Origin of the sequence: Pantoea rwandensis (assembly GCF_002095475.1) — a bacterium.
Lineage (GTDB): Bacteria > Pseudomonadota > Gammaproteobacteria > Enterobacterales > Enterobacteriaceae > Pantoea > Pantoea rwandensis.
Genome location: NZ_MLFR01000025.1, coordinates 66,721 through 87,113, shown reverse-complemented (window position 1 = coordinate 87,113; position 20,393 = coordinate 66,721). Strand labels below are relative to the sequence as shown.

14 protein-coding genes and 2 pseudogenes are annotated in these 20,393 nt (G+C 51.9%); 4 read left to right on the top strand and 12 right to left on the bottom strand.

What is annotated here, in order from left to right; translation table 11 throughout:
• Nucleotides 1–186: 186 nt before the first annotated feature.
• The 10 genes and pseudogenes from HA51_RS20210 to HA51_RS20170 all read right to left on the bottom strand — a co-directional run bounded on the left by HA51_RS20210 (nucleotide 187) and on the right by HA51_RS20170 (nucleotide 11,942).
• A complete protein-coding gene (locus HA51_RS20210; protein ID WP_084936368.1) occupies nucleotides 187–453 on the bottom strand; it encodes a DksA/TraR family C4-type zinc finger protein in 267 nt (88 codons plus the stop codon).
• A 38-nt stretch (nucleotides 454–491) separates the two neighbouring features.
• On the bottom strand, nucleotides 492–1,400 hold the full coding sequence (gene ppk2 / locus HA51_RS20205; RefSeq protein WP_084936367.1) for a polyphosphate kinase 2: 909 nt from the start codon (nucleotides 1,398–1,400) through the stop codon (nucleotides 492–494).
• Nucleotides 1,401–1,425: 25 nt separating this feature from the next.
• Nucleotides 1,426–3,044: pseudogene (locus HA51_RS20200) on the bottom strand (inorganic phosphate transporter).
• Nucleotides 3,045–3,408: 364 nt separating this feature from the next.
• Complete coding sequence (locus tag HA51_RS27135; protein WP_158087383.1) at nucleotides 3,409–3,549, bottom strand: hypothetical protein; 141 nt, start codon at nucleotides 3,547–3,549, stop codon at nucleotides 3,409–3,411.
• 242 nt (nucleotides 3,550–3,791) lie between these two features.
• Nucleotides 3,792–4,171, bottom strand: a pseudogene (locus tag HA51_RS20195) (DUF4150 domain-containing protein).
• A gap of 11 nt (nucleotides 4,172–4,182) precedes the next feature.
• Entirely contained in the window at nucleotides 4,183–4,791 is a 609-nt protein-coding gene (locus HA51_RS20190) for a DUF3540 domain-containing protein (protein WP_084936366.1), read from the bottom strand.
• Nucleotides 4,781–5,866 (bottom strand): pentapeptide repeat-containing protein, encoded by a 1,086-nt coding sequence (locus tag HA51_RS20185; protein ID WP_084936365.1) that lies wholly within the window; start codon nucleotides 5,864–5,866, stop codon nucleotides 4,781–4,783. Before HA51_RS20185 ends, HA51_RS20190 begins: the two co-directional genes overlap by 11 nt.
• Nucleotides 5,863–8,337 carry a DUF2169 family type VI secretion system accessory protein gene (locus HA51_RS20180; protein WP_084936364.1) on the bottom strand — a complete coding sequence of 825 codons (2,475 nt, stop codon included), beginning with the start codon at nucleotides 8,335–8,337 and terminating at the stop codon, nucleotides 5,863–5,865. The genes HA51_RS20185 and HA51_RS20180 overlap by 4 nt, the downstream gene beginning before the upstream one ends.
• Entirely contained in the window at nucleotides 8,334–10,664 is a 2,331-nt protein-coding gene (locus HA51_RS20175) for a type VI secretion system Vgr family protein (RefSeq protein WP_084936363.1), read from the bottom strand. The genes HA51_RS20180 and HA51_RS20175 overlap by 4 nt, the downstream gene beginning before the upstream one ends.
• 258 nt (nucleotides 10,665–10,922) lie before the next feature.
• Entirely contained in the window at nucleotides 10,923–11,942 is a 1,020-nt protein-coding gene (locus HA51_RS20170; RefSeq protein WP_084936362.1) for a LacI family DNA-binding transcriptional regulator, read from the bottom strand.
• Between the two features lie 436 nt (nucleotides 11,943–12,378).
• On the opposite strand from HA51_RS20170, the gene HA51_RS20165 reads away from it, so the two are divergent.
• Genes HA51_RS20165 through HA51_RS20155 form a run of 3 tightly spaced genes read left to right on the top strand, consistent with a single transcriptional unit; the run spans nucleotide 12,379 to nucleotide 16,212 of the window.
• Nucleotides 12,379–13,098, top strand: a complete 720-nt coding sequence (locus tag HA51_RS20165; protein WP_084936372.1) for a gluconate 2-dehydrogenase subunit 3 family protein — start codon at nucleotides 12,379–12,381, stop codon at nucleotides 13,096–13,098.
• Between the two features lie 29 nt (nucleotides 13,099–13,127).
• Entirely contained in the window at nucleotides 13,128–14,900 is a 1,773-nt protein-coding gene (locus HA51_RS20160) for a GMC family oxidoreductase (protein ID WP_084936361.1), read from the top strand.
• Between the two features lies 1 nt (nucleotide 14,901).
• Nucleotides 14,902–16,212 (top strand): c-type cytochrome, encoded by a 1,311-nt coding sequence (locus HA51_RS20155; RefSeq protein WP_084936360.1) that lies wholly within the window; start codon nucleotides 14,902–14,904, stop codon nucleotides 16,210–16,212.
• Nucleotides 16,213–16,674: 462 nt separating this feature from the next.
• On the opposite strand, the gene HA51_RS20150 is transcribed toward HA51_RS20155, so the two are convergent.
• Nucleotides 16,675–16,878 carry a con-10 family general stress protein gene (locus HA51_RS20150; protein WP_084936359.1) on the bottom strand — a complete coding sequence of 68 codons (204 nt, stop codon included), beginning with the start codon at nucleotides 16,876–16,878 and terminating at the stop codon, nucleotides 16,675–16,677.
• A gap of 995 nt (nucleotides 16,879–17,873) precedes the next feature.
• On the opposite strand from HA51_RS20150, the gene HA51_RS20145 reads away from it, so the two are divergent.
• Nucleotides 17,874–19,439: a methyl-accepting chemotaxis protein gene (locus HA51_RS20145; RefSeq protein ID WP_084936358.1), complete on the top strand. Its 1,566-nt coding sequence runs from the start codon at nucleotides 17,874–17,876 to the stop codon at nucleotides 19,437–19,439.
• A 31-nt stretch (nucleotides 19,440–19,470) separates the two neighbouring features.
• On the opposite strand, the gene HA51_RS20140 is transcribed toward HA51_RS20145, so the two are convergent.
• Nucleotides 19,471–20,367, bottom strand: a complete 897-nt coding sequence (locus HA51_RS20140) for a LysR substrate-binding domain-containing protein (RefSeq protein WP_084936357.1) — start codon at nucleotides 20,365–20,367, stop codon at nucleotides 19,471–19,473.
• Nucleotides 20,368–20,393: the final 26 nt, after the last annotated feature.

Below are 20,393 nucleotides of genomic sequence, written 5' to 3'. Positions count from 1 at the left end.
GGACATTTATTAGTGAATCAGCTCAATTCTAGATAATACTCATCCCAGCGCAGCCAGCCCCTAAATGCTGGGGCTGGGCTTCGATAACTTGTTGATATTGACGTTCAGAAGGGGTGAGATCGCAACTTCCCGCAACAATGCAGGGAAGTCGATCACGACAGCTTTAGTTTCAGGATTGCCCCAAAACTAACGCAGCTGACTGTCTTTACTGCCACGGCGGTTGTAGCCGCTGTGGCTGGCCTCTTGCTTATCCAATGCACTTTGGCACTTCACGCAGTAACGGACCCCAGGCAATGCATTGCGACGCGCTTGGGGAATGGGCTCTCCGCACTCGTCGCAATACTCGGCACTTTCGCCATGGTTGAGGTGACTTCTGGCGCGCGCAATTGCATCATCCACGGTGGCATCAATTTGCTTTTGCACCGCACCATCTTCCGACCAGCCGCCTGCCATAAGTCCCCCTGATAACCCTACACTGACTGAAGTATAGTTCAGTAGCTATCGGGCACCATCATGCTCTCCGGGACCGGGTGGCGCGCATAATCTGCGTGATGGATGCGTGAAGGCAGCGAAATCTGTTCGCCTTCAGCTGCTTCATACGGCACCTGTTGTAACAGATGGGTGATGCAGTTCAGACGAGCTTTCTTCTTGTCCACGCCTTGTACCACCCACCAGCGAGCTTCCTCAATATTGGTACGTTCCAGCATCACCTCTTTGGCGGCGGTGTAATCTTCCCAGCGACGGCGGCTCTCCAGATCCATCGGACTCAGCTTCCACTGTTTCAACGGATCATGAATACGGTTCAGGAAGCGCATCTCCTGTTCTTCATCGGTAATCGAGATCCAGTATTTGACGATCTGAATACCGCTGCGCACCAGCATGCGTTCAAATTCCGGGGCACTGTGGAAGAACTCTTCATACTCCGCGTCATTGCAAAAGCCCATCACTTTTTCCACACCGGCACGGTTGTACCAGCTGCGGTCAAACAGCACGATTTCACCGGCTGAGGGCAAGTGCGACACATAGCGCTGAAAGTACCACTGCGTGCGCTCACGATCGTTAGGTGCAGGCAGCGCGGCGACGCGGCAGTAGCGCGGATTCAGTCGTTGCATGATGCGCTTAATCACGCCGCCTTTGCCTGCGGCATCGCGTCCCTCAAAGATCACCACCAAACGATGGCCGGTACGAATCACCCAGTTTTGTAGCTTGACCAGTTCACCTTGTAAATGCAGCAACTCGGTGAAGTAACGGTGGCGCAATGCCATCTCTTGCGGGTCATTATTGGCGGCCAAACCTAACTCGGCCAACTCCAGTTCCAGCGACTCGTCATAGCTGTCATAGAATTCCTGTAAAAAACGCGCATCAAACATTTCGTTATTATTGATTTCGTGTGCAGACATTGTCTTATCCCTGTCGAAGCGAGCATTACAGTGAAGTCATAATCCAATAGAGAGCGGCGGAGAGCAGCGCAGCGGCAGGGAGGGTGAGCACCCAAGCCAGCACCATATTGCGCAGTGTGCCGAACTGTAAACCGCTGCGATTGGCGGCCATGGTGCCAGCGATGCCTGAAGAGAGCACATGGGTGGTTGAAACCGGTAATCCAAACGCATCGGCTGCGCCAATGGTGCCCATCGCAACCATTTGCGCACTGATGCCCTGCGCATAGTTCAGCTGGCTTTTGCCAATCTTCTCTCCCAACGTGGTGACGATACGACGCCAGCCCACCATGGTGCCCAGTCCCAATGCGAGAGCCACGGCCACTTTCACCCAAGTGGGAATAAATTGTGTGGCGCTGTTCAGGGTGTTTTTCAGCGCCTGAAGGTTTTGCTGGGTGGCTGTAGGTAACATCAGGGTGTGATCGGCTTGCAGATGCTTGATGGTTTCGGCAGCCAAATACATTTGATTCCGCATCTCGGGTTTCTGATCCGCAGGGATAGACTGCAACGCGCCATAGTGCTGCAGCGTTGCACCAATATTTCCGCTGACCTGCGCCAGTGCGGCAATCACATTGGCATCACGCTCACCAGTGCGCAGATAAGTGGTCAGCACTTCATCCGGCTGAGCCGGAGCGGCGACAGAGGTGTGTTGCATTAACTGTGTCTGGCTGGTTGAAGCGAGGGTAATCAGTTGTGGAATATCAGACTGGGGCAGGGCGCGGTTCAGTGAATAGGTGACCGGCAGGGCAGCCACCAGAATCAGCATCATCAATCCCATGCCTTTTTGACCATCGTTTGAACCGTGTGCAAAGGAGACGCCAGTGCAGGAGAGCACCATCAGGCCACGGATCCACATCGGTGGCGCACCTTCTTGCTGGCGGGCGCTATACAGTGCCGGGCTTTTTACCACGCGTTTCATTAACACCAGCAGCAGAGCAGCACACACGAAGCCGACAATCGGTGACAGGATCAAGGCATTACCAATGTTCATCGCCTGGCCCCAGTTCACGCCACTCAAGGCACTGCGCCCGTGCATCATGGCGTTGGCAATACCGACTCCGATGATGGAACCGATCAAGGTATGTGAAGAGGAGGCGGGCAGACCTAACCACCATGTGGCGAGGTTCCAGATAATCGCCGAGAACAGCAGCGCGTAGATCATCACAAAGCTTTCACTGCTACCGGATTGCATAATCAGTTCGATGGGCAACAGCGAGATAATGCCGAAGGCACCGCACCCGAGGAGCATAATACCCCAAGGAAATTGAAAATCCCTGACCACACTACCGCGACCGTGGGTGAGAGTGAACGGGTGTAGATCACTGTGGCAACAGCATTAGCCGTATCGTGGAAACCATTTACGAACTCAAAACCCAGTGCCGCAAGCAGGGCAAAACCCAGCAGAATCAGCGGCAGTGAATTGCTGAAGACTGCCCCGGTTTGCTGAATATCGCCGAAAAGTTGGTTGGCAGCAAACAGCACGCCAGCCAGCAATACCATGCCAAACAGGAAAAGCGGTTTTTTACTGTTCTTAGTATGGCGAGGGAGATCAGAAGACAAAGGTGAAGCGGCAACATGTAAAGCTTGAGGCGTAACGTAATCGCTCATTAGTGAAAATTTCCTATAGATCGCTAAAGCAGCATAAGCACAACGATTTGTGTGGCTAACATATAGAAAATTTATGAAAGTTTTATGACAGTTCTGTCAAAAACTCGTCATATAACTGAAATTTTTAGCGGGATGAATTTGGTGATTTTCGTGTTTTAATTACTTAAAACAACAGGTTAATTGATTTTGTTGCTAAAGAATGAAAAGAAGGCTGGGTTTTATTTCTGCCATAATAGTGTCATATTCATGCTGGATTGATTACCAAGAATTACATTTACAGCAGGGGATTATTATCTGGCTAATGGGCTTTAAGCGTATTTTGCATGGGCAGAAATAGAAGGTTTGCTGTGCAACCTTGAGAAGATTACAAACGTCGCTTCATCTCATCCATTAGCCACTCTTTGCTGATGGGACCTTGGCTCTTTTTCTGGATCATCGCGCTTTCCGCATAGTGCAGCAGCCATTCGCCCATCTCAGCCATACCGGCTTCATACGAGCCGTGCACCTCAGTAACTTCTCCGACAGGATCAGTAACTCCATGCGCAGTGCGTTACTCCGCGTCATAAATTCCAGATAGCCTTCGCGGTCGGTTTCATAATCGGGGATCTTTGAAAGCACGTTTGCATCCTCTGCACGCCAGTATGAGCGCCAGTGTAAACCGCCAACGTCGGGAAGTGCAGAATATTCATGCTTTAAAAGTGAATATTTACGGGCCACGCTTCGCTTTGTAACTAATTGGATACATGCTCAACGGGCCAGTAGAGCAACCACCGTTTGGCTTGGCACCAGCCTCACTCCCGGCGCGTTGTTGAGATTTTGTATCGTGGTGCTGGTCATGCGCGTGGCAGGTGAGCCTTGCAGCAGCACCGTAGTGCAGCCAGTCAAATGGCGTGAGGGGCCAAGGATCACATTGGACACTACGCCCCTAAAACGCCTGCTTCATCACCCTGAGTGACCGGGATAACAGTGCTCATATTGTGCGCGGGCATGCCGGCAAACAAGATGGTGGGCGCGGTAGGCACCGCCATATTTCCGCTGGCGATATTCACGAAGGTGACCGGTGGCGGGGTTTTACACACATCGCTGACTGCTTGATCGCTACCGCCACGCTGACAGTTGGCAAACATAACGCGCTCCTTTAGCCCATATGAATCTGTTTAGCATCCACTTTGGTCAGTGACTTGCTGCTGATTAAGGTGTTGCGTGAATGCAGGCGGGTGAAATCCTCGGTTTTGACGTCCAACTGCCCAGCACGCACTTGCTCGCACTGCTCAGTGTGTCGCAGCAGGCGCTGACTAAACTGGCTGATGCTCTGCCACACGCTTTCACACTGTTTGCCAAACAGGCGACTGACGGAAACCCAAGCCGATAGCTTACTGCCACGATACTGCATCTCATCAATATCGCACTCGCCTTGCTGCGCCCGTAGTTGAAGCTTCTGACTGAGTAGATTGATTGATCCCCGCGTCGAAAGGTGTAGATCGCTTTCACAGTGCAGCACCGCTGGCTGCTGCGGTTTAGCGCGAACCAGCACGGCCAGCAGCCAAAGTTGCTGGTTGACGCTGTGAAGCAAGACCCTATCGCCCCGCTCTGGTTGGAGTAAACAACTTGCCGCCCTTAATACCCGCCAGCAACAGCCATTGACTTGAACAATAAACTCGCCATCCTGCTGGACTGCAACAATTTCGCCCTCTGCTTGTGCAGGTGGAGTGATGGGCAGAAACAAGGTGTTGTCGCTATTTTTCATAATGTTCCCTCAAATTAAGGCGCTGCTGGCTCCACGCTTCGGCTTCAAACAGCGCATCGTCCCGCTCAAGGATGCCACTGCGTGAAGTGAAGGTGCTCTCTTCACAGCTGGCACGGTGGAATTTCGTCTGGCTAAACTGGGTGTGCGAAAATTGGCTGCCGTCGAACTGCGCGTAGGCACAATCCGCGCCGCTCAGGTCGCTGTGGTTAAAAAGCGCTTGCTCAGCCCGTGCGCGTGGCAGCAATGCACGTTGCAGATTGCAGTGGCTGAAGTCGCAGCCGAGTAAAACGGCATCAGCAAAATTGGCCTGGCTGAACGCACTGTGGCGGCAATCGCTGCCTGTGAGATCGCTGCTGTTAAACAATGACTGGCTGGCGTTGAGATGCGTCAATGTTGCCTGACGCAGCGAGAGGTTGCCGAAGTTGCATTGCGTGACGCTGGCGCGGCTTAGGTTGATGCCATCGAGTTGGCTGCCGGTGAACTGACATTGACTGAAATGCAGGTCACTGAAATTTTGCAGGCGTAAATCGCATTCGAAAAAAGTGCTGAGCGAGAAGGCGGCTTGGTGAAACATGGCGCTGCGCAGGTCGGCGTTCATTAGCGTGCACTGTTCGCCATACGCGTTTACCAGCGAGATATGGAGCAGGCTGCATGCGCTAAAGCTCACGCTGTCCATGGCGCTGTGGCTGAAATCACTGTCATCCAGCGATCCGCCGAGGAATTGGCAACCCACCTGATTACTCTGTTGAAATTGGCCTTCATCCAACTGGCATCGATTAAACAAACATTGATGAAGACCGCTATCGACGAATCTTGCGCCGGTCATGGTGCAATCGCTGAACACACTGTCTTGCAGCAATTGGGCGCTGAAATCACAGCCTCGTAAATCACAGCCGCTGAAATGTGTTTCACGTAAATCGCAGTCGCGAAATTGTGTGCCCCGTAAGTCACTATCGATAAAACAGCCGCCAGAGAGATCCAGTCCCTGTAGTTCCAGACTTTGCAGGCTGATTTCCTGCATCACCTCACCACTTTTGATCGCGCGTTGCAGTGCATCCGGTGTCAGGCTTATCATCCGCGCGCCTTATCACGAGAGGGAACCGACTTCATGCCGCTGGTCCAGGCATCGTCAAAGCGTGTCTCTTTGTCCACCCAAGATTGTGCAATATCAGTGCGAAACAGATTACAGCCGCTGAGGTCGCATCCCTGTAGCTGCGTTTTAGACATAAACGCGCCGGTGAGATTACTGTCAGTGAGCCGTGCCTGCTGGAATCGGGTGCGAATAAACTGGCAGTCATTGGCCTGAAGTTGGCGCATATCGGCCTGCGAACAATCAGCTTCACTGAGGTCGCTGTTCACCAGATGGGCGAGCCGAAATTGCGATTGCTGTAGCAGGCAGCCGCGCAAATTGCACTGTGTCATGCGTGCGCCGTTAAAGCGGGCGCGCGGCAGTTGCGTACCCGCGGCAAACACGCAGTCATTGAGTTGTGCATGCTGAAAATCGATTTCTGGTGCCTGGCAGGTAATCCAGCCAACGCCGCGCAGTTGGGCTTGGGTAAACAGCAGCGCTAATAGGTGGCATTCGATAAAGCTGACTTTGCGCAGCGTAGCGTGGCTGAAATCCAGCGACTGCAAGGTGATCTCGAGAAAGGTGCAACTTTCAAGCTGCGCCCCGTGAAAACGGCAATGCGCCAGGGTGGCACTGCTAATCGTCAGGTCATGCAGTAGCGCCCGATCAAAGATGCACTGTTCCAGCAGGAGATCGCGGCAGTCGACTTCGCTAAATACCGAACCGCTGAAATCGGTGTAATAGCACTGTGCTAATGCCAGATTGGCGTTATCGAAAGCGCAGTCAGTCGCCTGGCTGTGGTGAAACTCGGCACGCGCCAGCATGGCATGGCTGAACAGGCTGCCTTCTAACTGACAGTGGCTGAAATCAACCGCCTCCAACAGGGCATGTGAGAAATCGTAATGACGCAAATCCAGCCCGGAAAGGTCGGCACCGGTGAGATCCATCTTGCGACAATCGCCGTCGCGCGCCATTACAGCCTGACGAACCTGCTGCGACTGTTCCGGCGTCAGGCGGGTTGGAGAATCCAACTCCGGTGCGGTAAAGCGGTAATTATCGTACAGCGCCTGTTGCACCTGTGCGTGTTGTTTAGGATCGGGTAAATCCTCTGCGAGCTGCTGCTGTTGCTGGCGATATTGCGTAATGGCGCTCGTGGGGTGCGCGGGCGAAGCCTCGCCAAAACGCGCTTCTTCAGCTTCATAACGTGCGATCATCTGTTGCAACTGCTGCTGCGCCTGCTGTTCCTCACGTTCGAGATAATCGTGGATCTCGTCCATCGCCACCGGACGCGGCTTTTGTTCTACAGGTGCCAGTTTATTTACATCCATGCCGTTGCTGGCGAGATCCTCGCGCAGCCGCTCGCGCTGTAGGCGCTGCCAACTGGCCAGATTCTCTTGCATCGGGCTCAGCGCCTCTGGGCCATCATCGTCTTCCCGTACGCTGCCAGCGGGCAGGAGATCGCTATGACGCATCGCCAACAAAACCGATTGTTCAGGATCGCTACGCTTCTCCATCAGCGATTGATAGTGCGCGGCTGTTTTAGGGTGTTGGCAGTGTTCCAGCGCGGCGAGTAGCGTGGTGACATCGGCCGCATCGTCTTCTTGAATCACGGTGCTGCCGTGCCAAATCAACAGCAGTTGTTCCAGATGAGGGAAGAAATGAACGGTGGTGGCACGCAGCGAGATTTCTTCAAACAGGTCGCCATCATGCTGCAATCGGCTGATAAAACAGCGACCCTGCCAGGGCGGCAATACGCCTTGCAGCACGGGTTTATTGGGATGCATGTTCTCGATACGCCAGTGCGCGCCTGCCGGTAACGCATCGCAGGTTGTCCACCATTGGTCGGTTTCAGCCTGGTTGAACACGCGCCAGTCGGTGTCACGGGCAAAGCCGGGGTATTCGTTTTGCAGCCACTGCTCATCAAAGGTGTTGCCCAGCCGCGAGAAACGGCGTGTGGCGGTAAAAGGCAGCGCATTAAAGCTGGCGGGCAACGGTCGTTGGTCGGGATGGGTCAGCAGGCGATCGGGCGACTCGACATGCGGCAACGGTTGACCAAACGGATTTTCTTCATCATGTTCCCCGCCCATGGCGTGCTGCCAATCTAACGGCATACTGCTGAAGGGCTGTGGCGCGGTGAGTTGATCTTGCTGCCAATCTCGATGACCAAACACGCGCAGCACTTTGCGTTTTTCGCCCACTTGAATGGCTGCATCACATTGGGGAGCGGGTCCGCCAGCCGGAAAGGCGAAGCCACTGGCTAAAAATTCGGGATGTTGCTTAGGCAATCCCAAATCCAGCACGCCATCCGGCGACTGCAGGGTCTCAGGCATGCATTGCCACATAGCCTGTTCGGTGAGTAATCGCGGCAGGGCATCCATATTCATTAGCGCCATCAGCGACACGCCCAAATGGTGCTGCTGCTGCCAGCGATAGGACCGCGTAATCACGCTAAGATGGAGCGGTTTAATGATTTTCATGCAGGTCCCGGTTCCGCATCAAAAAACTCATCGTCAGAACTGTCATTGCTGCTATTGCTGTCATTGCTGTTACGCCGCTGCTCTTCACTCTGTCGCGGTGTAGGCTCGCGTTGCTGCTCCTGGCTCTGCCTTGGTGTCGGTTCACGGGCCTGATCTTGGCTTTGACGGGGCGTTGGCTGGCGCTCTTGCAGTTCCTCACCTTGCTCTTCCTGTCGGTTCGGGTTGTTACGCGCGTTGCGCCGCTCCTGCTTCTTGGCACGGATGCGATCTAAGGTGTCGCGCACCGACTGCTGCTCCGTATCACTGCCCACATAACCGCCACCCCCGCCGTTAAGGAAGGAGACCAGGGAGCTACGGATGATTTGGGTGCTCAGGTCTTTGACTTCATGGGTGGTTTTCTTGAATTCAGCATGGTTGCGCGTGTATTTAATCTGACCATATTCAAACACGATGCCTTTGGCACTGAACTCAGAGGTGGTGTACTGGAAGTTGCTGACAAGATTAATGGTGCCGTTGACGCCGTTGATAGTCAGGCCGATACCGTTGGTGGTGAAGTTTGCGCCGCTGACGGTGTAATAACTGCCGCGAATGCTGTGCCTCTGGGTAGGGGCCGAGGTGCTGAGCGTATCTTCGCTCTGGATGTAGATCTTACCCGGCGACCACATTTTGATGGAGTCCTCTCCCTCTTTCTCGGAGAAAATCTTGATCGCCTCTTTAGCGGAGATATTGATCTGTTTAGCGCCGTGCAGATCCAGTGATTGCTCGCCCTCCGTGTCGTCGAAGGAGAGGAAATTACCGTCGTTCGGGTCCTGGCTGCCTAAGGTGCGCGACCAGATACCGCTTTTGGCGTAATTCCACTCGGAGGCACTCTCCGCCACGATATTATCGCCATCTGAGATTTCACTTTCGCTGGCTTCGGTGATGCTGCTTTCAGATACCGGCAAGGGTTGCAAATCGTTATACACCCGGCCTACCACCACCGGGGTGTGTGGGTCGCCATTGATGAAATCCACCACTACTTCTTCTCCCACGCGCGGGATTTGATAAGCGCCGTATTGATTGCCTGCCCAGCCGCTGGAGACGCGCATCCAGCAGGAGTGGAGCTTGGTTTCATCATCGGCTTTAAACCAGTGGAACTTCACGCGTACACGGCCCAATTGGTCGGTGGAGACATGTTCACCATCGCCTTTGCTGGCATCACTGGCTTTAATCACCACGGCCGTCTGCGGGCCGGTCGTGCGCGGCCAGGCCGTTAAACGGGCAGGGCGCCAGGTGATCGAGGCGGGTACGACGCTGAAGCAGAAACGATGTTTAGTGACGTCTTCATCGTTACTGGTATAGCTGTTCTCTTCCAGGTGATAGGCCACCTGGGTAATCAGAAACGGTTTGCCCTCATCTTCCGCGCGCGGTGAGAGGCAGAGCGCGAAGGTATAGCCGGGGGCCAAACCAAATGCATCTCCCGCCCCTTCAGTTTGCAGTTGGCGGGCGACCTGCTCCTGCTGGCGAATCTGGGCATAATGGGTACCATCACCCTGGATGGGATAGCGCCCAGGCCACTCTACCCGGCTGATATTGCCAGGGGGTTTGGCCTGGCTGATTTGTGATGTGGCGGAGAGGTCCGCATTAGACTGCTCGTAATTGTAATCGTCGTGGCTGTGTAAACTGGCCGAAACCGTGGCAGCGGTGTGCCAGGTATCGATACACTCCTGGTTTACATAGCCGCCCGCGCCGGCTTGGTGATATTCAATAGTGGCGTAATCACCGAATGGCTTGTGCGGCGCGCTGCTGTTGCATAGCACCAAGGTTTCCTTGCCCATTTCATGGCGAAAATAGAAGTAAATACCTTCGTGTTCCATGATTCTTTTGACAAAGTCATACAGGCTTTCCTGATATTGCACGCAATAGTCCCAATTGCGAAAATCACCTTCCAACTGGTCGTCAATGACAATGTCATATTCCTGGAAAACTTCGGTCAATATTGCTCTGGCGGTCTTTTGTTGCCAGATGCGGAAACCGTAGGTTTGCGTCAAATTCCATAAATGAGGGCGAACAGTCGCACGATAAACGAAGTAGGCTTCGAGATGTTTTTCATGGCCGATAAATTCCATACGCGTGATAATTCCGCTCAGGAAACGTTGTGTCGTGGGATTGGGGCGTAATTCCATGGTGATTTGCTCGCCGAGCAGGCTTTGCAAATCAATGCTGTTATCTGTGCTGAGCATCTCAACATCAAACTGATAACAATCAGAGAGTTGCTCGATGCCGGTGAGTTTCTTAAACAGCAGCGTACTGCCCAAGGGGGTATGAGCGATGACAACGCGATCCATGGCTTCCCTCTGTTAATCGCAGACGAAAATATAAATAAAGCTCATTGGCTCAGAAGCGAAAAATAAGCCAAATTTGAAAGTTAATATTGTTAGTACCAGCGGATGGTAATGCGCCTTTGTGACGCTTTTAATACATCTATAAGATGAGCTTATTATTAGGAATGTTCTGAGGATAGAGGGTTAGATATAGCGCAGCGAGTTAATCTTGCCAGTTGAAAAAACGGGGTGCGCAGCGATGACGCACCTTACAGTCGTTATTTAATCCAGATTTTCTGCGGTGACGATGCGCAACTCCACCCGCCCATCTTGATATAAATCGGGTACAAATCCGTGTTCGAGATGACGAATCAACAGGTCAGTCGCCAGCACGGCGTGTTGACGCGCATTCTGATCCAGGGTGTAAGAGAGGGCGCCGGTTTGCAGCAGTTGCCGTGTGACATCATAGAGTTCATGGGTGATATAACAGCAGCGCCCGGCCAACTGATGCTGTTGCAATACCGCGCTGATATCGCTGTTATTATCGCCAGAATTATATAACCCCACCACGCTGCTGGATTGCAGCAATGCCTGGTTCAGCAATATGCGTATTTTTTGCCGCTCATCTTCGCCTGCCAATACTTCACGCAAATGCAACCAGGGCGCGCGTTGCGTGATTGCGTCGCGGAAACCGGAAATACGCTGTATATGTGCGCTGAAATCAGAACGTCCGCTGACCATGATGACGTCACCTTCGGCAGGCATGGTTTGGCTCATTAATAAGCCTGCCGTACGTCCCGCCTGATACTGATTTATTCCAACATGGCAGAATCGATGTGAATCGGGTAAATCAGAAACTAGCGTGACCACCGGAATGCCTTTATTTTTGCAGTGCGCTAATGCTTCATAAATGACCGGGTAGTCATGTCCGTAAACAATGATACCGTCGCGCAATTCACTGCTTTTTTTTATCTTTTCAGCAAGCTTATCTGGTGGGTTTTCTGTCACTAAGGTACGAAATAATTTAATTTTACGGTAGCCAAGCCGATCGGCGATGTTGGCGAATTCATCCGCCAGTTGCTGAAAAAACCAGGTGCCGTTGCTGCTTAAAAACACCTCAATTTGCCACGGGTGCTGCGTATCATCCGGCAATAAACGCTGCAATCCTGCCTGTCGCGCGGCACGTAGAACTTTGCGCACGGTTTCCGGACGAACGCCACCACGCTCATTCAGCACGCGGTCCACCGTTGCGATCCCAACCCCGGCCAGTTCGGCCACTTTAATCAGGGTGAGTTTTTTCATTTTGCTTCACTGCCCCAGTATCAAAATCATGTCGAATATCTAAACAACGCAGAGTGCGTTTTAGGTCACAGTAGAGCGTTTTTTTTCGCCGTATTATGCTCAACGGTTCTTCGCTGGCAAGATGTTAATTGTTGCCAGACGAGACCCTACTCTACAACGTCCCCGTGCGCAGAATAAAAAAATCAATGATGGGAAACCATCAACAAAAACCTTTTAAAGCGCAGGGTGAGTCATTACTCTTTGCATCGTTGTTAAGAATTAATTAATTACGTGATTTGAATGTAAAAACTTACCTCGTTGTTTATCTAATAAAATGCCCACTGGGCAAACTCGGCATATATCCAATAAATCTTACTGATATGGCTTTTAACGCCAGGCACAAATACGTCCGTTATTTGGCCAGGTTTGCAATGTGAACATTGATTGGCAGGGAATTATGAAACGTAGAGAATTTCTCACTTCCATCACCGCATTGGGAGTGGCTTCAACGATCCCCACGCTTACTCAGGCAGAAGTGGTCAATGGCGGGCAGCCTTGGGAGCCCGGCAAAGTTCAAACGCCGCTTGCTCCGCCGAGAAAAGGGGGACTGCAATATCTCACTCAGCACGAATTTGACACGGTGGGAGCCATTGCCGAGCGTTTTATTCCGGCAGATGAAACCAGTCTCAGCGGCAAAGAGGCCGGTTGCGCCATCTTTATCGACCGTCAGCTCGCTGGTGATTACGGCAACGCGGTGGCTATCTACCGTTTAGGTAAATTCGTTAAAGGCACCGCAGAGCAGGGGCCTCAATCACCGCTGACACCTGCGCAACGCTATCGCTTGGGCATTGCCGCGCTGGATAAAGCCTTGCAGCAGCAATATGGCAAAGACTTCCTCTCACTGAGTGGTGAACAGCAGGATCAGGTGCTGACCGCTATGGAGAAGAACAGCCTGGATCTCGGTGAAGAGGTCGAAACCAAGGTGCTCTTTGAACTGCTGCTACAGAACGTCCGAGAAGGCTTTCTCGCCGATCCGATTTACGGTGGCAACAAAGACATGACCAGCTGGAAAATGATCGGCTTCCCAGGCGCACGCTATGACTTCCGTGACCTGCTGCCGAAAAAAGGGCAGAAGCTCAACATCATTCCTACCAGCCTGATTGATAACACCCTTTAATTTGTTTGCTGAGCAATAAGAGTTCTCACATGAATAACGTCCGTCCAAAAGCTGATGTCGCCATCGTCGGCCTGGGTTGGTGCGGCTCTTTGATCGCTGAAGAGTTGACTCGCGCAGGTCTGAATGTCGTTGCCATTGAACGTGGCCCGTGGTTTGAAACCGCGACAGATTTTCCACCTTCGGTAGACACCGATGAACTGCGCTGGGATACGCGCCGCAGTATGCTGCTGCCGCCCGCCGTCGAGACCACTACCTTCCGTAACAACACCACGCAAACTGCGCTGCCAACCCGTGAATGGAACCTGAATGAATTGGGTTACAACGTGGGTGGTTCCGGCACGCACTGGGCTGGAATGGCATGGCGTTTTACGCCATTCGATTTCGAACCTTACAGCCAGACGATAAAGCGTTACGGTAAGCAGCAGATTGCCAAAGGGGTGATCTTGCAAGACTGGGGAGTCACTTACGACGAACTGGAACCGTTCTACGATCGCTTTGAAAAGATCGCCGGTGTATCAGGTAAAGCAGGAAAACTAAACGGGAAAACGATACCAGACGGAAACCCGTTTGAAGGCAATCGCAGTAGCGAGTATCCGTTACCGGCGCTAGAAAGTATGCGTCTGACCGATATCTTCGCCGAAGGCGCGAAGAAGATTGGCCTCAACCCGTTTATGGTGCCCGCAGGCCAAGCTTCACGTGCCTACGTCAACCCGCTGGGTGTGCGCATGGGGCCTTGCACCTATTGCGGTTACTGCCTGTATTACGGTTGCGGTAACTTCTCCAAATCCAGCCCTAACGCCTGTGTCATCCCTGCATTAATGCAACGTGAGAACTTTACGGTGTTAACGGACTCAGCCGTGGTTCGCGTCAATAAAGCGGAAGACGGTAAAACCGCCACCGGCGTGACCTATCTCGATAAGAACAAGAAAGAGTGGATACAGCCTGCCGACATCGTGATCTTGTCCGCCTTCCAGATGCAAAATGTGCGCCTGCTGCTGCTGTCAAAAATTGGGGTGCCTTACAACCCGGTGACCAAAACCGGCGTAGTGGGGCGTGCTTATAGCTTCCAGACGGTATCGGGTGCAGCGATCCACTTCAAAGATGAAAATCTGAACCAGTATATTGGTGCCGGAGCCCTCTCTTCGCAGGTGGACGACTGGAACGGCGATAACTTTGACCATACTGGTCTGGACTTTATCGGTGGCGCAGGGATTTTGGTTGTTGCGCGTGGCGCGCGTCCTATCGGCAACGCCGATGCGCTGCCACCGGGTTCGCCACGTTGGGGTAAAGAGTGGAAAAAGGCCTATACCCACGCGTTCCAGAACACCACCTTCATTTTCGGTCAAGGCACCAGTTTCTCGCACGAAGATTACTATCTTGACCTCGATCCTGAGTACAAAGATGACAACGGCAATGCTTTGCTGCGTGTCACGTTTGACTACAACGATAACGATCGCCTTTCTGCGAAGTTCATCGAAGAGAAGAGTGTAGAGATTGGTAAGGCCATGGGCGCGGAAACCGTTATCGGGACTAACTCTGCCTCTGGCGCGTACTCACCTTACAACTTCGCCAGCGACCACACCATTGGCGGTGCGGTGATGGGCACCGATCCAAAAACCTCAGTGCTTAACCGCTACCAACAGTGCTGGGATGCACACAACGTGTTTGTGCTGGGTGCTTCCTCCTTCCCAAACAACGCTGGGTATAACCCGACAGGAACCATTGGGGCACTAAGTCTGTGGACGGCGAAAGCCATTATCGAACAGTACCTGAAAAACCCAGGTCCGTTGGTGAAGGTGTGAGATGAAAAAGACCAAACTGATTGCGGGCGTGGCGGTAGTCGCGGCAGCTGTGGCAGCAGGCATGCTGTGGATGAATGGCGAGACGTCAGCGGATGATGTCGCCAGCAATGATGTGCTAACCAGCCAACCGCCAACAGCGGCGGACAGTGCTGCGATCGTGCGCGGGCGCTATGTGGCTATCGCCAGTGACTGTACTGCCTGTCACACCATGCCGGAAAGCAAACTGCCGTTGGCCGGGGGCTACTCGATCAGCACACCCTTTGGTGGCATTTACGCCAGCAACATCACGCCGGATAGCGAAACCGGTATCGGTAGTTGGACGGAGCGTGATTTCTTCCGTGCCGTACGTCACGGTAAGGGGAAAGAGGGGGAACACCTTTATCCTGCGATGCCTTACAACGCTTATGTGAAGCTGACCGATCAGGACATGCACGATCTGTGGATGTACCTGCGTTCGGTCAAGCCGATTCACTATCAGGTGCCGGAAACTAACCTTGGCTTCCCGTATAACATTCGTCTGGCGATGATGGGCTGGAACTTGCTGTTCTTTAAAAATGCCGGCTTCCAGGCCGATAGCAGTCAATCCGCCGAATGGAACCGAGGTGCTTATCTGGTCGAGGGGCCTGAGCACTGTGCTGCCTGCCATACGGCAAAAAACCTGATTGGTGGCGACAGCAGTGATTATTTGCAAGGCGGCAACTTAGGTGAATGGCATGCTCCCGATATCACGCCAAATCCGCGTACTGGTATTGGTAGTTGGTCTGAGCAGCAGGTGGTGGATTACCTCAAGTTGGGCAGCAACCATGTGGCGGTGGCTTCCGGTCCAATGGCTGAGGCGGTGACCAACTCGACCCAGCATTTAAGTGATGCCGATCTGAAGGCTATTGCCGTGTATCTGAAACAGGTTCCGGCCTCGACTACCACCTTGCCGCAGCCGTTGGCGATGGATAGTGCTCAGATGAAGATGGGTGAGAACGTCTACTCGGCAAACTGTACCGCCTGCCATAACAGCGATGGCAAAGGGATTCCGAACCTCGCTGCGAGCCTGGCCGGTAATCCGGGCCTGTTAGCGGATGATGCCTCTTCTATCATCACGACTGTGCTGCAGGGTGGGCGTGGAGCCGTGACCGAGGGTAACCCAACCAGCGGTGCAATGCCGTCGTTTGCCTGGAAGCTCTCTGACGAGCAGGTTGCTGCGGCTGCAACCTACCTGCGTAACAGCTGGGGCAACGCGGCTAAACCGGTCAGTGCAGATGAGGTGGCCAAGGCGCGGGCACAATTGAAACTGCCAGCACAAATGGCGCCACACTAAGTTTATGCGTCTTCAACAAGGCTGTTATTCCGTAAGGAATAGCAGCCTTTTTTGTTGCTCTAAGCAGGGGAGTGAAACAGCGGCGTGGGATGTTAATGGTACGTGAATGTCTGATTGACGATCCTTTTTTCGACTTTTGAAATTTCGTTAATGGTGTTTCCGATTAATTAAAAAGAAGGTGTACAAAATTGGTGTTCATGTACAAATATACGGGTCAATTCCTGACAGGTTATTTGTTCTGAAAACAAAATTGATCATTAATATATAAAGGAAAAATCAGTAATAAGCGAAGCGGTAAATAGCGCACGATTGATCAAGAAATGATCGATTTAGTCTCTGTTCTGGTGGGAATAACTCTTCTGACGTCCTTCATTTCGCATTTAAGCGAAGCGGCAATAAACGTCAGAAGAGTGTTGTGTAGAAGGTTAGGGAATGTAACCTTGTATTGTATTAAGAGAGGGGTTATTTACGACGGCTGATCTTTCCTCCTTTCCTACCCGCTTCAACAGCACGGCTCGGATCATTTTTGAAATTGCCGCTGCTCACCTGACCGCCCTTGCGGCCTGCTTCAGCGGCGCGCTCCTTATCCTCGGCGAAATTCCCTGTGCCCCCACGACGTTGCGTCTTCTTCTCTTCCTCTTCAGGATGCTTGTTAGGGTCCGTCATGCGTTCTCCTCGTTCTATTTATACCAACATAATGCAAAAATAAATGTAGTGATGTTTTTACCATAATCAAGCCAGGATTAATCTTAAGTTTTAATTTTTTGAATTTGTTTGTTTAAGTATAAGTCAATTCCATCGGTTGGCTTAGCTATCGAAGCATGAAAGATGATTGTTATCTCATTTCATTAGTGGAGTAAAGTCTATCGTTCCTATATATAAGCGAAGCGGTAACGGCGGGTCTATTAATCAGTTACGTATTTCAGTGCCATCAGGCTTGCGTTAAGGCACTTGCTTGCTACGTTTAATTAAAGTGATTTCACGGGGGTTAATAACGCTTCGCTTATTCCAGATATTAGTTACGCAGTAGAGATGTTTGACCAAGAAACCTACTCAGCATCGTTATTCCTTCCCATTGCCTTGTTCACTGAACCCACGATGATGCTTCGAGTGTGGAAGTGTGCCAGCGCATTATGCAGCCGCAGACAACGATGGCTGAGTGGCTGCTCCATCAATTTTCGCACGTGGCGTAGAGGGCAGGAACAACGCACAGAGACTGAAATGCCGAATGTGACCTGATCTTGCATCACGGGAAGCCGTCGAGCTGCCCTAAGCGTAACGGTTGAAATTATCATCGCCTGTTTATCTATCAATCCTAACAGCAATTGCACAACCTGCAGGAAAACATCATTTCCATTAGACAGACGGAAGGTGAAATGAAACTAATCCAGTTTAATAAATAAAGTCTATTGATCACTTGTGTGACTATTATTGCTAACAATTTAATTTAACTGATCAAATTTATATTTCTATGAACTCCGCATTAAGTGAATAGACGCAGATAAATTAGTTATATTTAAGTAAATGCCCTAATGTTGACCTCCTCACTGACGATAACAGCAGGGATGCAGCCGATTAACCGTCGGAGCCTCTTCTTTTCTCTGTTTTTAAATAACACCTGGCGTTTATGACTCACCTATAAAAATCATTGAGGTTTCTAAATGGAAGTAGTTCAAGGATTTTCTCGCAATGTAAAATTGCGTACCAAACTCATCATTTCTTCCCTGATAAACATCGCCATGCTGCTGTTAGTTGCCGCGCTAGGATTGAACTCATTATTCCTCGCGCAAACCGGCGTTAACGGCATGATGAAAGATGATTACCCCACGATTGCGTTGGGTAACCAGCTGATTGATGAAATTAATACCACTATTCAGCAACAGGCGCTGTTGCTAAGCCCGATCAGCACGGAAAGGCGTACCACTATCATGAATGGGCTGCAGGGCGCGACAGGGCAGATTACGGCGGTATACAGCAAACTGAACGCACTGGCCACAGATGAAGATTCAAAGGCGTATTTGCAAAGCCTGACCGAGAAACGCAATGCCTATTTACAGGCACGCAATGAATTCTTGCAGGTGCTGAATAATGATTTGAGCAAAGCGCTGGACTACTATTTAACAACCCTTGCATCACGTCAGACGGAATATACCGGTGAAGTGAAACGCTTTATTGCTTTGCAAGAGCAGCAAATGAACGGCTCGTACACTAATTTCATGGGGTCGTATCACAACACAAAAATTTCCATGGTGATTATTTTCATCGTGGCTGTTTTATTATCGGCTTTTATTGGTTGGGTCATTATCCGCTCGATCACGGTGCCATTGAAAAATGTGATTGCCTTCCTCGGCCGAGTGGCAGATGGGGATCTCAGCTCTGGCTTTTATGAAAAGCGCAAGGATGAGATGGGGCAGCTAATTAATGCCATTCAGCAAATGCAGGAGAAGATGTCAGATATTGTCAGTAATATTCGATTGAGTGCCGAACAGATCTCCGGGGGAGCAAGTGAAATTATGTCCGGCACCCATGACCTTGCTGCGCGCACCGAAGAGCAGGCGAGTTCGGTTGAACAGACAGCAGCATCGGTAGAAGAGTTTACCGCCACTATCAGCAACACCCGCAACAATACCCATTTTGCTGCCGGGCTGTCAGAAAAGGCTGAGGATGCCGTCGGGCAGAACGCCAGCATGATGCATAACGTTTCGACTAAAATGGCTGAAATCCATGATTCTGCTAGCCAGATGGCCGACATCATTAACCTGATCGACTCGATTGCTTTCCAAACCAATATTTTGGCATTGAATGCTGCGGTAGAAGCGGCTCGTGCAGGTGAACACGGTCGTGGATTTGCCGTGGTAGCCCAGGAAGTGCGTGCGCTGGCGCAGAAAACCGCCACTTCATCGCATGAAATTCGCCACCTGATTGAGGAATCCTCCACACGCATCGTTGATGGGCGTGACATGGTGGCGGATGCCAACAAACTGATGTCGGAGATGATGACCAACGTGGTGAACATGAAGGAAGTGTTGTCACAGATTAACCAAGCCAGTACCGAGCAGGCCGACGGGATCAGTCAAATCAACACCGCTATCAGCCAAATTGATATCACTACGCAACAAAATGCCTCGCTGGTGGAGCAATCCTTGGCCGCTTCCGCCATGCTCAGCGAGCAAGCGGCAAATATGGTGAACAGCGTCAGTGTGTTTACCCTGCGTCAGAGCGCATAGCTTGGAGTGAAAGGCGGCCTGAGGGCCGCCATTACACCAGATTATCGGTATTTAAGACGGGCACCTGATTAAGCAACCATCGGAGCAATAGCTTGATGCTTGGCGCTTCTTGGCTGACCTTGGGCCACACCAGATAATAACCATCTCCTGTCGCCACCGGCTGGTTAAATGGCAGCACCAGCAAGCCGTTATTAATCGCTTCTTGGCTAAGCAGCAGGTCGCCAATGGAAACACCGTGTCCGCTTATCGCCGCCATCGTGCCCTGTTCCAGAGTATCGAAAAGCTTGCCTTGCCACAGGTTGATGACCGGTACATCAGCTGCCCCCTGTGACCACCGCAGCCAGTCGCGGCGATCGTGTGAAGGGTGAATCAATTCACAACTTGCCAGCTGCGTTTGCGCCTGTCGTTTGAGTGCGGGGGCGCAAATCGGAACTAACCACTCTTGAAACAGCAAATGACACTCGGTGTCTGCGCCAAAATGGCCGTTGCCCAACAAGATGGCGCAGTCATAAGGTTCACGGGAAAAATCGACTTTATCCGTATCCATCCAAACGCTGGTGATTTGAACCTCAGGCGTTGAGTTTTTCTCACGATATTTTTGGAGTACATCCAGCAACCAACGCATGGTCAGTGTCGAAGGGGCCTTGAGACGGAGCTGATGCCCCTGCTGAGCGAAGGCGGCGCAAGCTTGCTCCAAAGAGGCAAATCCGGCCTGCAATTGCGCCGCTAACACGCTTCCCGCAGCGCTGATTTCGACCTTGGGTCCTTTACGGATAAACAGTTGGCAATCGAACCACTCTTCAAGGGTGCGGATATGACGACTAATTGCACCAGGGGTGACGTTGAGTGCGGCGGCGGCTTGGCTAAAGGATCCCAACTGCGCCGCGCTGGCAAAGGCGCGCAACGCATAAAGCGGCGGAAGTGTCATAGGGCAAATTCAATGTTGAGTTAAAC